At 32.8% G+C, this 14,338-nt stretch carries 15 protein-coding genes and 1 tRNA gene; 7 read left to right on the top strand and 9 right to left on the bottom strand.

From position 1 onward, the window contains the following. Nucleotides 1-2 precede the first annotated feature (2 nt). The 3 genes from K5I29_RS07765 to K5I29_RS07755 all read right to left on the bottom strand — a co-directional run bounded on the left by K5I29_RS07765 (nucleotide 3) and on the right by K5I29_RS07755 (nucleotide 4,025). Nucleotides 3-488, bottom strand: a complete 486-nt coding sequence (locus K5I29_RS07765; protein WP_264432197.1) for an acetyl-CoA carboxylase biotin carboxyl carrier protein subunit — start codon at nucleotides 486-488, stop codon at nucleotides 3-5. A gap of 115 nt (nucleotides 489-603) precedes the next feature. Beyond that, nucleotides 604-2,658, bottom strand: coding sequence for a M13 family metallopeptidase (locus tag K5I29_RS07760; RefSeq protein WP_264432195.1), 2,055 nt, complete (start codon nucleotides 2,656-2,658; stop codon nucleotides 604-606). Between the two features lie 74 nt (nucleotides 2,659-2,732). Next, nucleotides 2,733-4,025: a cryptochrome/photolyase family protein gene (locus tag K5I29_RS07755; RefSeq protein ID WP_264432192.1), complete on the bottom strand. Its 1,293-nt coding sequence runs from the start codon at nucleotides 4,023-4,025 to the stop codon at nucleotides 2,733-2,735. 228 nt (nucleotides 4,026-4,253) lie between these two features. Between K5I29_RS07755 and K5I29_RS07750 the strand changes: the two genes are divergently transcribed. Continuing rightward, nucleotides 4,254-4,913, top strand: coding sequence for a helix-turn-helix domain containing protein (locus K5I29_RS07750; RefSeq protein WP_264432190.1), 660 nt, complete (start codon nucleotides 4,254-4,256; stop codon nucleotides 4,911-4,913). Nucleotides 4,914-4,956: 43 nt separating this feature from the next. Here the strand turns inward: K5I29_RS07750 and K5I29_RS07745 are convergent. Next, nucleotides 4,957-5,030, bottom strand: a tRNA-Met gene (locus tag K5I29_RS07745). Nucleotides 5,031-5,181: 151 nt separating this feature from the next. On the opposite strand from K5I29_RS07745, the gene K5I29_RS07740 reads away from it, so the two are divergent. Together K5I29_RS07740 and K5I29_RS07735 are read left to right on the top strand one after the other, a co-directional pair. Further along, nucleotides 5,182-5,574: an START-like domain-containing protein gene (locus K5I29_RS07740; protein WP_264432189.1), complete on the top strand. Its 393-nt coding sequence runs from the start codon at nucleotides 5,182-5,184 to the stop codon at nucleotides 5,572-5,574. Nucleotides 5,575-5,617: 43 nt separating this feature from the next. Continuing rightward, complete coding sequence (locus K5I29_RS07735) at nucleotides 5,618-6,448, top strand: aminotransferase class IV (protein WP_264432188.1); 831 nt, start codon at nucleotides 5,618-5,620, stop codon at nucleotides 6,446-6,448. Here K5I29_RS07735 and K5I29_RS07730 read toward each other — a convergent pair. The 5 genes from K5I29_RS07730 to K5I29_RS07710 all read right to left on the bottom strand — a co-directional run bounded on the left by K5I29_RS07730 (nucleotide 6,445) and on the right by K5I29_RS07710 (nucleotide 10,909). After that, nucleotides 6,445-6,987, bottom strand: a complete 543-nt coding sequence (locus tag K5I29_RS07730; protein WP_264432185.1) for a YqgE/AlgH family protein — start codon at nucleotides 6,985-6,987, stop codon at nucleotides 6,445-6,447. The two genes, K5I29_RS07735 and K5I29_RS07730, sit on opposite strands and share 4 nt — an antisense overlap. Before the next feature lie 107 nt (nucleotides 6,988-7,094). Next, on the bottom strand, nucleotides 7,095-7,370 hold the full coding sequence (locus K5I29_RS07725; RefSeq protein WP_264432183.1) for an HU family DNA-binding protein: 276 nt from the start codon (nucleotides 7,368-7,370) through the stop codon (nucleotides 7,095-7,097). Between the two features lie 124 nt (nucleotides 7,371-7,494). Then, entirely contained in the window at nucleotides 7,495-8,442 is a 948-nt protein-coding gene (fmt, locus tag K5I29_RS07720; RefSeq protein WP_264432182.1) for a methionyl-tRNA formyltransferase, read from the bottom strand. Next, a complete protein-coding gene (locus K5I29_RS07715) occupies nucleotides 8,442-10,331 on the bottom strand; it encodes a RecQ family ATP-dependent DNA helicase (protein WP_264432181.1) in 1,890 nt (629 codons plus the stop codon). Before K5I29_RS07715 ends, fmt begins: the two co-directional genes overlap by 1 nt. A 38-nt stretch (nucleotides 10,332-10,369) precedes the next feature. Then, nucleotides 10,370-10,909 carry an ATP-binding protein gene (locus tag K5I29_RS07710; RefSeq protein ID WP_264432178.1) on the bottom strand — a complete coding sequence of 180 codons (540 nt, stop codon included), beginning with the start codon at nucleotides 10,907-10,909 and terminating at the stop codon, nucleotides 10,370-10,372. 149 nt (nucleotides 10,910-11,058) lie between these two features. Between K5I29_RS07710 and K5I29_RS07705 the strand changes: the two genes are divergently transcribed. The 4 genes from K5I29_RS07705 to K5I29_RS07690 all read left to right on the top strand — a co-directional run bounded on the left by K5I29_RS07705 (nucleotide 11,059) and on the right by K5I29_RS07690 (nucleotide 14,328). Beyond that, nucleotides 11,059-11,343 carry a DUF493 domain-containing protein gene (locus K5I29_RS07705; protein WP_264432177.1) on the top strand — a complete coding sequence of 95 codons (285 nt, stop codon included), beginning with the start codon at nucleotides 11,059-11,061 and terminating at the stop codon, nucleotides 11,341-11,343. 19 nt (nucleotides 11,344-11,362) lie between these two features. Further along, on the top strand, nucleotides 11,363-12,166 hold the full coding sequence (locus K5I29_RS07700) for a DUF4290 domain-containing protein (RefSeq protein ID WP_264432174.1): 804 nt from the start codon (nucleotides 11,363-11,365) through the stop codon (nucleotides 12,164-12,166). 14 nt (nucleotides 12,167-12,180) lie between these two features. Next, nucleotides 12,181-13,491 carry a UDP-N-acetylglucosamine 1-carboxyvinyltransferase gene (gene murA / locus K5I29_RS07695; RefSeq protein ID WP_264432171.1) on the top strand — a complete coding sequence of 437 codons (1,311 nt, stop codon included), beginning with the start codon at nucleotides 12,181-12,183 and terminating at the stop codon, nucleotides 13,489-13,491. 69 nt (nucleotides 13,492-13,560) lie between these two features. Next, a complete protein-coding gene (locus tag K5I29_RS07690; protein WP_264432169.1) occupies nucleotides 13,561-14,328 on the top strand; it encodes a sulfite exporter TauE/SafE family protein in 768 nt (255 codons plus the stop codon). Nucleotides 14,329-14,338 lie beyond the last annotated feature (10 nt).

The raw sequence follows: 14,338 nt of genomic DNA, 5'->3' as shown, positions 1-14,338 counted from the left end.
GATTATTCAAATTCAATTAATAATTGGCCTTTATCTACCGCTTGTCCTTTAGTTACAGCGATTGATTTGATGATTCCAGAACGTGGTGAATCAAAACTATTTTCCATTTTCATGGCTTCAAGAATTAATAAATTTTCGCCTTCCTGAACTTCTAGGCCCACCGCAACATTTATCTCTAAAATTAAACCAGGCATGGGTGCTTTAATGGCATTAACAATTTTGGTTTTACCAACTTCAAATCCCATTTCTTTAATCAATTGATCCAATTGATTGGCGATTGAAACTACATATTCGTTATTGTTAATAAGTACCGTGTAGGTTTTGTTTACGAAATCTTTTTTTACGATTTCGGCTGTGTACGTTTTGTTTTGATGTACTATGTGATAATTTTCGGTGTTAAGCGAAACAGCATCTAAACTTGCACTGTCTTGCTCAGACAAATTAAAGTCAAATACCTTGTTTACGTTAACTTTAAAAATGTTGTTCATTATTGATTTTGATTTGTTTGCTTGTAAATGTATTAAAAAAAAGGATAAAACGAAATATTGATTTTGTTTTACAAGAAATACAAAAAAAGCTCTTTTTTACAAGAGCTTTTTAAATTTACCATGTTTTTATTCGGTTTTCTGGTCCGATATATAAAGAATCTGATGGTGAAATGGTAAAGGCTTTGTACCAGGCATCGGTATGCTGTAACGGAACAAAGCTGCGGTAATAATCGGGTGCATGATAATCCGTTTTTATTTGATAGGCAACATCATCGTCCGTAGCGTTTGTTCGCCAAACGTTTGTGTAAGAAATAAAAAAACGTTGTTCGGGCGTAAAACCATCAATCATGCCTTGTTTTTGTTTTTTTTGTTGCAGTTGTAATGCATCGTAAGCTGCTTGTACGCCACCAAAATCTCCGATGTTTTCTCCTAATGTATTTTCTCCATTTAAATGCATGCCCGGTCTATGTTGTAAATTAGAGAAATAGGCACTTAGTTTTTTACCCAAGGTTTTAAAATGCGCAGCATCTTTATCGGTCCACCAATTGGTTAAATTACCGTTGGCATCGTATTGTGAACCTTGATCGTCAAACGCATGAGAAATTTCGTGCCCAATAACCGTACCTATGGCTCCGTAATTTACGGCATCATCTGCTAAAACATCAAAATACGGTGGTTGTAAAAAGGCAGCCGTAAATAATATTTCATTGTTGCTAGGGCTGTAATATGCATCAATTTCTTGCGGCGCATCTTCGCTATCCCAATTGGCTTTATTAACAGTTTTTTTATATTGTGCAAAATTGTTGCGGTTTTGCCAACGGGTTAATTGTTGTTGGTTTTCGTAATATGTTCCGTTTTCTGGACTGAAAAGGGTTAAAGCTGAATAATCTTCCCATTCGTCAGGATATCCAACCTTAATAATTAGTTTATCTAACTTATCAATAGCGCCTTTTTTGGTTTTGGCATCCATCCAATCTAATTGATTAATTCGGATTCGATATGCCTCAATAATATTAGTAATCATTTCCTCTACTTTTTCTTTCGCATCTTCCGAAAAATACTGCTCTACATAAATTTTACCTAAAGCTTGTGGAAGATGCTCGTTTATTACCTCGACCGCTTCTTCATCATAAATTGTTTGATACGGTTGGCGATTAAAAACATATTGATTGTAAAAGTTTTGATGTGTTAAAGCAATTTCTTCTGATAAATATTCAGATTTACTAGCTAGCAATTTCCATTTTAAATAATTTTTTATTTCATCAATATTTTGTGATTGTAACACATTTGCCAAAGCTTTTATATAATTGGGTTGTTTTACATTTAAGGTTTTTGCATTTTTAAGTCCGGCAGCTTCAAAAATGGTCTTCCAATTTATTTCAGCATTTAGTTGTTGTAACTCAGCCAAGGTAGTTGGGTTGTAGGTTAAATTGGCATTGCGCATTTGGTTTTGGGTTAAAGATGCTTGAGCCAACTGATTTTCTATTGCAAAAATATTTTCTGCGGCTTGTTCTGCATCTTTAACAGAAATTGATGCAAACTGCAACATGATTGCTATGTGTTTTTTATAAGCAGCTTTAAGTTGTTGTGTTTTTTCGTCTTTATCTGTGTAATAGGAGGTGTTTGGAAATTCTAATCCGCTTGCGGTTAAAAAAATGGAGTTTTTATTTGAATCTTTTAAATCAGAACCAACCCTTAATTCATATAATCCATAACCACCAAGCAAAGCATTTTCGGATAAAAACTGATTTAAATCGTTTAAGTTATTAATTTGGTCAATAGCTTGTAATTCTGGTAATAAAGGCTGAATGCCTTGTGCGTTACGTTTTGTAGAATCTATATACGTTTTGTACAAGTTAATGCCTTTACCAATGTCAGAATCTGCAGTATAATTATTTGTTTCTATAAGTTCTGCAACATATTCTGTTAATATTGAATCGGTTTTTTTGCTAACCAAACTAAATGCATCTAAATCTGAAATTGCAGCTTCCGGATCGTTTATTTTGTTCATCCATCCGCCGTTTACATATTGATAAAAATTATTTCCGGGTTTTACAGTAAGATCCATATTGGTTGTATCAATTAGGTTTACTGATTCTGAATGTGTTTTGGTACACGAAATGTTTAAAAATAAAAGAAATACAAACGTGGGAAAATAGATTTTGTTCATGTTTTTTTGAAATAGCTATTGTAAATACAACGAGCACAGATACAATTTATTTCAAAATAAAAAAGCTTTAGCAACTAAACGTTGTCTAAAGCTTTTTTGTAGGTTGTTAAAGTTCTTTCGCGTGCAAATTTATGATCTACAATAGGTAATAATTCATAAAATTCGTCATATTCCGGAACCCATTTTTTTATGTAGGTTAGTTTTGGATCAAATTTTTTAGTTTGTTCGTACGGATTAAAAATTCTGAAATACGGCGCCGCATCACAGCCGCAACCTGCTGCCCATTGCCAATTGCCGTTATTGGCAGCCAAATCATAATCTAAAAGCTTTTGTGCAAAATATGCTTCGCCCCAGCGCCAATCAATTAATAAATGTTTACATAAAAAGCTAGCAACCACCATTCGCACCCGATTGTGCATTTTTCCGGTTTGATTTAGTTCGCGCATGCCTGCATCTACAATTGCATATCCTGTTTTTCCTTCACACCAAAGCTGAAATTCGGTTTCATTATTTCGCCAATTTATGTTTTCGTATTTGGGTTTAAAACATTGCGTAACAACCTGCGGAAAATGAAAAAGAATTTGCAAGTAAAATTCACGCCAAATAAGCTCGTTTAACCAAGTTTCATTATGCTGATGTGCTATTTCTACACAAGCTCGAATAGAAACGGTTCCAAAACGTAAGGCAGTAGCAATGTCGGTTGTACCTTGTATTCCAGGATAATCTCGAGTTTCATTATATTTTTTCACAATTGATAAATCAACGGTTTCGTTTATGGCAACCTGCTGCGGTGAAAAAGGTAGTTGATCAATTGCAAAATTAGAAATTGAAAAAGTTGCGATTTTATCTAACAGCTTTTCGCTAGGATAGCTTTTAAAAATGGTTGAGTTAAACGTTTCTTTCCATTTTTTAGAATAAGGCGTAAAAACGGTATAAGGCGAACCATCTGTTTTTAAAATATCGTTTTCATGAAAAATAACCTGATCTTTAAAGCTATGAAAAGCAATGTTATGTGTTGCTAAAAAGGTTTTAACCTGTGCGTCACGAGCTATTGCCTGTGGTTCGTAATCTTGATTGGTATAAACAGCGGTAATAGTATGCTTTTGTACTAATTGATTAAAAACAGTAATCGGCTGGTCGAAAAATACCTGAAGATTAATTGATTTTTTTAATTGCTTTACTTTTTCAATAATATAAGCCAAACGTTTATCTGTTTCGCAATCAAAACGTTTTAGTATTTCAGGATCAAAAATAAAAATTGGAACTACGGTTGGATTATTTGCTAAAGCTTTATAAAAACCATGATTATCAAAAGCTCTTAAATCGCGTCTAAACCAGAAAAGGCAAATTTCAGTATTTGGTTCCATAAAACAGCAAGTCATTTTTGTATTATTTGTTAAAAATACGTATTTTATGCTTTAAAAAAATTGCTTCAACGCATTTTTTAGATAAATAACTCGTGTTTTTATACTATTTTTAAGAAAAATTAGTTTATTAAGAAAATACTATTGTTTTTTATTTATTGTTTTAAACGTTTACAGCCTCCAAATTGTTTTCAGCTCTAAAATCTTGGTATTAATTATTACAGTTCTGATATGAATAAAACGCATATAATAAATAAGCTGATTGAGCATTATAAATTTGAAACTAACGCAGATTTTGCTAAATTTTTAGGAATTAAACCCCAAGTTTTATCGAATTGGAAATCAAGAAATACGTTTGATATTGAATTGGTTTTTAATAAATGTCCTGAAATTAATCCCGAATGGTTAATTACCGGTAAAGGACCTAAAAAGAAAATGACAAGTAAAATTGTTGAGGTAGAGCCCGAAGTTAAAAGCAAAGAGCAAAATAAAATTCCGTTTTTACCTTTGTCACAATGCCTAAACAAGGATGCTGATTTACTAAAAGATACCCAAAAAACATTTGTAAGCTTACCCGGAATTACCGATGGTGATGGTGCAACACAAGTTGAAACCGATAATATGGAACCTGTTTTAGAAATAGGTGATTACGTGGTGTACCAAAACGTACCGGTTGACGTAAAGCAAATTGAGTACAAAAAAATGTACATTTTATCAATTTATATTGATGCCAAAAAAACGTATCAAACCATTCGATATGTATATAAATCTGATTTAGGATCTGGTTATGTGAAGTTGGTAAATGAAGATAAACAATATTTAGATCGGAATATTGAAGTTAGCAAAATTGCTGCATTAGGATGTATTAAAAACGTTGTTAAAATTACATAAAACAAAAAAACCAAATCTAAATCGATTTGGTTTTTTTATTTCGTAGCGAAGACGGGAGTTGAACCCGTGACCTCAGGGTTATGAATCCTGCGCTCTAACCAACTGAGCTACCTCGCCATAATTTATCTTAGATTAAAAAGTTGGTTTCCTAATCCGGGTGCAAATATATAAACCTTTTTTTTTGTTGTGCAAGTAAGTATTTAAAAAAAGAACAGAATAAATTTTTTTATTTTTTAATTAATATATATATTTCAAAAAATTTGAAAACATGGAACAAAAAGTTAGGTACGAGTTAGAATTTCCTATCACATCGTCACCGCAATTGTTATATCAATATATTTCTACGCCATCAGGATTACAAGAATGGTTTGCTGATAACGTAAATTCTAGAGGAGAATTATTTACTTTTATTTGGGACGGATCTGAAGAAAAAGCAAGGTTGGCCTCAAAAAAATCTGGCGAAAAAGTAAAGTTTCGTTGGCAAGATGAAGACGAGCAGGATACCGATTATTTTTTTGAATTACGTATTATTGAGCATGAATTAACCAAAGATGTTTCTTTATTTGTAGTTGATTTTGCTTACGAAGATGATATGAAAGAAGCAGCCCAACTGTGGGAAAACCAAATTGCAGATTTAAAGCAAGTGATAGGTTCTGTTTAATTTACAAATAGTATATTTGCGTTGTTAAACTAATAAGTTCAATATGTACAATTTTAACGGGCAAATTGCATCAGAATTTAGGCTTGCAATCAGTCACAACCGCGCATTTTTGTATGGAGATGCTGTTTTTGAAACAATTAAAGTTAGTCAAAATAAAATATTATTTTTAGAAGATCATTATTTCAGATTAATGGCTTCGATGCGTATTTTGCGAATGGAAATTCCGATGTTTTTTACAATGGAATTTTTTGACGAGCAAATAACTAATTTAATTAATACTTGTGAACCTGCAGCTGCTTATCGTATTCGAATTACTGTTTTTAGAGAAAGTGAAGGTTTTTATGTACCTAAAACCGATGCGGTTTCGTACTTAATTCATGCACAACCTTTAGAAAACGAATCGTATTTTATTACAGATGCGCCGTATGAGGTAGAGTTATTTAAAGATTATACCATTAACGCACAGCTTTTATCTACCATAAAAAGTACCAATAGAATGGTACAAATAACAGCAGGAATTTATGCTAAAGAAAATGGATATGATAATTGTATTATTTTAAACACCAATAAAAATGTTGCCGAAGCTATTGATAGCAATTTATTTTTAGTACAAGACAATACCATTATAACCCCGCCTTTAAGCGACGGTTGTTTAAACGGAATTTTACGTAAACATTTATTACGTATTTTGAAAAAAGACACGGAATTTGTGATTGCAGAAAGAGCTATTTCTCCTTTTGATTTGCAAAAAGCTGATGAGCTGTTTTTAACCAATGCCATAAAAGGTATTCAGCCTATTACCAAATACCGTAAAAAAACATTTACAACCCAAGTTGCACATAAAGTACTACAATTACTAAACGCAAGTATTTAATTGTACGAAGGATTATTAGGAGCATTAATCCAGAAAGCCATTTCTGGGTTGTGCTCTTTTATTTTACGCTCCCAGCTGTTGTAAGTTTGGGTAAAATTTATTTCTTGTTGTTGGCTTACCAACCAATGTTCTTCTTCAATTTCATCCATAAGCTGATTTACACCCCAACCTGAATAACCTAAAAAAAACATAATATCGCTGTCTTGTAAGGCATTGCTGTTTAAAAGTTGTTGTACAGTGCTAAAATCACCGCCCCAATATATGTTTTTATAAATTTTTACGCTATTTGGAATAAGGTGCGGTACTTTATGTATAAAATATAAATTTTCATCTTCAACAGGTCCGCCACGATAAATGGTGAAATCTGCATGTATTTCTGGCAACAAATCATTTAACGTACATTCTAAGGGTTTATTTAATATAAAACCTACGCTGCCTTTGGTGTGATGATCTGCAATGAAAATTAAACTTTTATCAAAAATATCAGTGCACGAACTTTGAGGCTGCGCAATCAAAACATTTCCTTTTTTAACAACCATAAAGTATTTATTTTTCAATTAAATTAATAAAAAAAAACGGTTTAAAATAAAAAAATCTCTCAAAAATTGAGAGATTTTATAAAACTATTTATTGAATGTATTTTCAATTATTTGTTTACCGCAGCTTCTAATTCAGCACCTGCTTTAAATTTAACTACTTTTTTAGCAGCAATTTTAATAGTTTTACCAGTTTGAGGGTTTCTACCTTCTCTAGCAGCTCTTTCAGAAACTGACCATGATCCAAAACCTACTAATGAGATTTTTTTACCGTCTTTTAACGTAGTTCCTACATTTTTTAAAAATGATTCTAGAGCTAACTTAGCAGCTGCTTTAGTGATTCCTGCATCAGCAGCAATAGCATCGATTAATTCAGATTTGTTCATAATAAAGTTATTAGATAGATTGATTAACAAATTTTATAACTACAAATTTAAACGGATTTAAATATTACACAAGCAAAATCTAAAAAAAAACATAAAAACCGTGCAAAAAAAGCACTTTTTAGATTTAATATACTTTAGATTCGCTGTTAAAAGTTGTCCCGTTTAAAATTTCGTAACTTTTCATACGTTTTTTTCCGGGTAATTGTAAACTTAAAAGTTCAACAAATCCGCCTGATACCGCAACTTTTATTTGTTTTTTATTGGTTATAATTGTTCCTGTTGTTATATCGTGATTTTCTGAAATAAATTGTGCTTCGTAAATTTTTATGTTTAATTCTTCACCATTTAATTCTAAAAACGACCAAGCAGCAGGGTAGGGTGATAAGCCGCGTATTTGGTTGTGAATGGCTATTCCTGGTTTTTGCCAATCAATTTTACAGTTATCTCGATTTAGTTTGTAAGCTGTTTTGATGTTTGCAGATTCTACTTGCTTTTGCGTTGTTACGTTGTTAGTAGCAATTAACTGCAAAGTTTTTAAAACAACTTGAGCGCCTAAATGCATTAATCGATCGTGCAATTCGCCAGCAGATTCGTTCGGACCAATCAGTGTAGCTTCGCTTAAAATCATTTCGCCCGTATCAATCTTATTATCAATGAAAAATGTTGTTACTCCGGTTTGGCTATCTCCATTTATAACAGCCCAGTTAATTGGTGCTGCGCCACGATATTCTGGCAATAATGAAGCATGTAAATTAAATGTACCCAATTTTGGTAACGCCCAAACAACTTTAGGTAACATTCTAAACGCAACCACAACAAATAAATTGGCTTGTAAAGCGGTTAATTGTGTTAAAAAATCGTCTGCTTTTAAATTGGTTGGTTGTAATAAAGGTAATTGATTGGCTAAAGCATATTCTTTAACGGCAGAATATTTTACTTTTTGTCCGCGTCCGGCAGGTTTGTCGGCAACGGTAACCACGCCTACAACTTCATGTTCACTTTGTTGAATTGCATCTAAAATTCCGACTGCAAAATCGGGTGTGCCCATAAACACAATGCGTAATTTTTCCATTATATGTGGTATTTATTTTTATCGTTTACTTTAATTTGTTCTTCTTCTAATAAATATAAAAGTTCGGACAATAATTGCTCGGCTTCTATTTGTAATTCTTGTTCTAGCTCGCGAGCAGTTTTTGGTTGTTTTTGAATGGTGGTTAAAATATTATTACGAATCGATTTTGCATCTGTTTTCTTACCTTTTTTTGCAATGCAAACGCTACAAATGCCACAATCTGCTGTTGCAGCTTCATCAAAATACGCTGTAATAATTTTGTTTTTACATAACGTTTCATCGGTTATGTAGTTTTTAATCGCTTCAAAACGTTCAATTTTATCCTGATTTTGCCTTTTTATGTTTTTTGCGATGCGATTAATGGTTAGTTCATCTTCTCTGATTTGATTGAAGGTGATTTTAGAATCGGTTGTGCTTAAATCTATTTCTGCTATTTGTTTTTCGGCCAATTTATTTAAAACGGCAACAACTTTTTCGTTTGTTGTGTTGTTTTTAGCAGCAATATGTTCTATACGAATTGCCATTTCTATCTCAAAAATACCGGGGTACATGCGTAAAATGCTTTCTACAATGTTTGCATCTTCATTATAAATGCTGCAATAACGAATTATTTCTTTACTCGGTACAACAAATTGCATTTTGGCTTGGTTGTTAAATTCTTTGCTTAAAGAAATTACGCCTTGCGTGTCTAAAAACTGAATGGCATTGTAGGTTTTTGTAATTGGCAAATCGTACTTCATACAAAAATGTTCTAGGCTAAAGGTAAAGGTTTCATTTTGTCCTTCGGCATAGGCGATTCTGAAATATTGATTGAGTTTTTTGTAAATTAATTGTACAAAATCTTTAGTAGGTAAATTACTAAGAAATTGATTTTCGGTATTGGTTATATCGTGCGGTGCATTTAAAATAATTGCAAATGCTTTTTGTCCGTCGCGCCCTGCACGGCCAGCTTCTTGATAATAATTTTCTAGATTTTCTGGTACATGATAATGAATAACCGTTCTAACATCGGGTTTGTCAATGCCCATTCCAAAAGCATTAGTTGCAACTATAACTTGCACTTGGTTTTGCAACCATAAATCCATGTTTTTTTGTTTTTCATGGCGTGATATGCCTCCATGAAAATAGGTTGCTTTAAATTGTAAGCTATTTAATTGATTGGCAATTTCTATGCAAGCTTTTCGGCTTGTTACATAAATAATTGAGGTGCCGGTGTTTTTGGTAAGTATTTGTTGAATTTTGTATAGTTTGTCTTGAAACGGAACTACAAAATAGGCTAAATTTTCTCGCGTGAAAGATTTTTTAAACACCGCAACATTTTTTAAATCCAATTGTGTACAAATATCAGCTTGCACTTTTGGTGTTGCCGATGCCGTAAGGGCAATAATGGGAATGTTTTTAAAACTTTCGCGTAATTTTTTTAATTGTGTGTAAGCCGGTCTAAAATCATGTCCCCATTGTGAAATACAATGCGCTTCATCAATCGCTATTAAATTGATGTTTAATTTTTGAATGCGTTCAAAAATCCAATCGGTTTGTAATTTTTCAGGAGAAATATATAAAAACTTATAGCCACCAAAGTGCAAGTTATCTAACAAATTGCTGGTATCTGTAAAAGATAAGCCCCCAGAAAGAGTGAGGGCTTTTATATTTTTTTTCTCTAAATTTTGAATCTGATCCTGAATTAACGCAATAAGCGGAGAAACTACCAAACAAATACCGGGTTTCATTAATGCCGGAACCTGAAAACAGATAGATTTACCGCCGCCCGTAGGTAATAGTGCTAAGGTATCGTTTCCGTTTAGTACCGATTCAATGATTTGGTTTTGAGGTGCTCTAAACTCATCAAATCCCCAATATTTTTTTAAAACATCGAGTGCGTTGGTCATGAATTACTTATAAATTATGTTCTATGTTAAATATAAAACTATTTTTCTAAATGCGATAAAATAAAATCAACACGTGCTTCTACCGTATCTTTTGGAACTTCAATTAAATTATAACCAAAACCACTGTAGGTTTTAGTTAAATGTTCGTGTATTTGTACGGCTTGTTCGTAACTTTCGTAACGTTCGCTATCGCTAACATAAATTTCTTCCCAAGGTGGTAATAAAAAAATATGATCGTAACGATGTTCATCACAAGCATTTGTAAACATTTCTGGGTAGCTATCGCCAATTAAATCCATATATGCAATTACATCAGGAATTCCTCGGTCAATAAAAACAAATTTACTATCTTCGTGTTTAGCAGCTTGGTATTGATTAATGCGCCCTTTTAGTAAAAGTTCACTAAAAAGTAACGGTTGTTCTAAAAATAATTGATCAATTCCTTGTTCTCTTGCCTCTAAAGTTACTTGTCTTGATATTTCTGGATAACAAGAATAACCTTTTTGCGTTAAATATTCTATAATGGTTGATTTGCCCGATCCTGGACCACCAATAATTACTACAATTTTATTGTTCACGGTATTTTGAATAAATGGCAAATTTACGACTTTTGAATAAAAAATACCTCAAAATTTGGTTAATACTAAAAAAACTACGTTAAATATGTTGGGTTAGCTTTAAATAATAGGCCAACTAATGTATATTTGTCCACTTTAATATTTTCATTATGAATCAAAACGAACAAGATTTTTATAAAAGACTTCAAGAAGAATTAGATAAATCTTCAGAATGGCCTTTAGATTATTTATTTAAATTTATTGTACCCGTTTCTGAAGAAAAGGTACAAACCATTAAAGATTCATTTCAAGGTGCCGATGCGAAAATTGACGTTCGTAATTCTTCTACCGGAAAATTTACTGCCGTTTCTATTCGTGTAATTATGCCATCTTCTCAAAGCATTATTGATAAGTACTTAGAACTTACGCAAATAGAAGGCATCATTTCATTATAATTAATTACTACCATAATTTATGTTTAAAGATAGGGAAACCCCAAGTGAATTGTCGTATAATTCTAACAAAGACAGGTTAATAATACCTGAATATGGTAGAATTATTGTAGATTATATTAACCGAGCAATCCAAATTGAAGATAAGGAGCAACGCAACCAAGCCGCGCAATATATCATTAAAGTTATGGGAAGCTTTAATACGCATTTACGCGACGTTCCTGAATTTCAGCATAAATTATGGGATCAGTTATTTATTATGTCTGATTTTAAATTGGATGTAGATTCTCCGTATCCAAAACCCGTACCTACAACCAGTAAATACACCGCTCAAAAATTAGATTATCCGCAACGCAAACCTAAATATCGTTTTTACGGAAACAACATTTTAAACATGATTAATGTTGCCAAAGATTGGGAAGATGGCGATATGAAAAATGCTTTAATTATGTCCATTGCCAATCACATGAAAAAATGTTATTTAAAATGGAACGAAGAATCGGTTGACGATTCGGTTATTGAAGCACACATGTACGAATTATCTAAAGGCGCAATTGATTTGCGTAAAATTGAAGATTCGTTATTGGCAACCAATAATTTAATTCGAGTAAACAAAAAACAAAATGCAAAGCTGAATCAAAATTCGGTGTTGCAACAACAAAATAATGAGGTAGGATATACGCGCACACGCAATTCACACAGCCAAAACGCATCTTCTCACAACAATAACAATCGCCGTGCTAACAATTATGCAAATAACGGCAACGACAATTCTAGTAGTTCAAGCAAAAACTATTATAAAAACAACAACAAAAAACAAAAGTAATTTAGTGCTATTCTATGGGAATATTTAAAATTGAAGGCGGATTGCCCTTGCAAGGCGAAGTACAACCGCAGGGTGCTAAAAATGAAGCTTTACAAGTTTTAAGTGCGGTTTTACTAACCCCTGAAAAAGTTACAATTAATAATATTCCAGATATTATTGACGTAAACAAACTAATACAATTATTAGGTAATTTAGGAGTAAAAATTCAAAAAAACACACCCAATTCATATACATTTCAAGCCGATGAGGTTAACTTACAATATTTAGAAACCGAAGCTTTTAAAAAAGAAGGCGGATCATTACGCGGTTCTATTATGATTGTAGGTCCTTTATTATCTCGTTTTGGTAAAGGTTATATTCCAAAACCAGGTGGTGATAAAATTGGCCGTCGCAGATTAGATACGCATTTTGAAGGATTTATTCAGTTAGGAGCTAAATTTAGATACCGCCGTGAAGATCATTTTTATGGCGTTGAAAGTAAGGGCCGTTTAAAAGGAACTTATATGTTGCTTGATGAAGCTTCAGTAACCGGAACAGCAAACATTGTAATGGCAGCTGTTTTAGCAAAAGGTGTTACAACGGTTTATAACGCCGCTTGTGAGCCGTACCTACAACAACTTTGTAAAATGTTAGTTGCTATGGGGGCAAAAATAACGGGCATTGGTTCTAACCTTTTAACTATTGAAGGTGTTGAATGTTTAAACGGATGCGTGCATACCATTTTACCTGATATGATTGAAATTGGTTCGTGGATTGGTTTAGCGGCTATGACGCGTGGCGAAATAACAATTAAAAACGTTTCTTGGGAAAATTTAGGTGTGATTCCAAGTACATTTAGAAAATTAGGAATTACTTTAGAACGCCGTGGCGACGATATTTATATTCCTGCTCATACAAACGGATACGAAGTTAAAACCGATATTGACGGATCTATTTTAACCATTGCAGATGCACCATGGCCTGGTTTTACACCAGATTTACTTTCAATTGTTTTAGTGGTTGCCACCCAAGCAAAAGGAGATGTTTTAATTCATCAAAAAATGTTTGAAAGCCGCTTATTTTTTGTGGATAAATTGATTGATATGGGAGCTAAAATTATGCTTTGCGATCCGCACCGCGCAGTTGTAATGGGGCACGATTTTAAATCACAATTAAAAGCAACTATTATGACATCGCCAGATATTAGAGCCGGTATTTCGTTGTTAATTGCTGCACTAACAGCTAAAGGCACAAGTACCATTCAAAATATAGATCAAATTGATCGTGGTTACGAACGTATTGACGAACGTTTACGCGCCTTAGGTGCTAATATTGTTAGAATGTAACTTATTAAGTAAGTAAATTATTTATATTATAAAAGCTAAACCATTTCGGTTTAGCTTTCCTTTTTTTCGATGGAAACATACGTTTTAATTCTTTTATGTTTGGCTGCTTTTGTAGCCGGGTTTGTAGATGCCATTGTTGGCGGTGGTGGTTTAATACAAACGCCATTAGCCATTTTACTTTTGCCTCAATATGCCATTTCTACAGTAATTGGTTCATTAAAAATTCCGGCATTTAGCGGAACTTTTATAGCAACTTTGCAATACCTTAAAAAAGTAAAAGTTTATCTTAAATTGTTTATACTTATGGCTGTTTTAGCCTTTGTTGCAGCATATTTTGGTTCTCATTTGCTTACTGTGATACCTAACGATTTTATGAAACCCGTTTTGTTTGTTGTTTTAGTTTTTTTGGCTATTTATACCTTTTTGAAAAAGGATTTTGGTCAGGTAAGCGCGCGTCAAGTTTCCACAAAAAAACAATTTATATACGGCAGTATTATAGCGTTAGTTGTTGGTTTTTACGATGGATTTATTGGCCCAGGAACCGGAAGTTTTTTTATTTTAGGATTTATTGTTTTATTAGGATTTGATTTTTTAACCGCATCAACACATGCTAAATTGGTTAATTTGGTTACAAATTTAGGTTCTATTTGCTTGTTTTTACTAAAAGGAAAAATAGTTTGGGCCGTTGCCTTACCAATGGCTGCAAGTAATGCTCTAGGCGGATTTTTAGGAGCACGATTAGCAATTAAAAAAGGAAACGGATTTATACGTTATTTCTTTTTATTTGTAGTTTGCTTAACCTTACTGCGTTTTGGTTACGAAGTTTTTACAGAATAAAAAAAGCCTG

The organism is Flavobacterium agricola (genome assembly GCF_025919725.1).
Classification (GTDB): Bacteria; Bacteroidota; Bacteroidia; order Flavobacteriales; family Flavobacteriaceae; genus Flavobacterium; species Flavobacterium agricola.
Note: the sequence above shows the minus strand (reverse complement) of the source record. Positions and strands in the feature narration are given on the sequence as shown.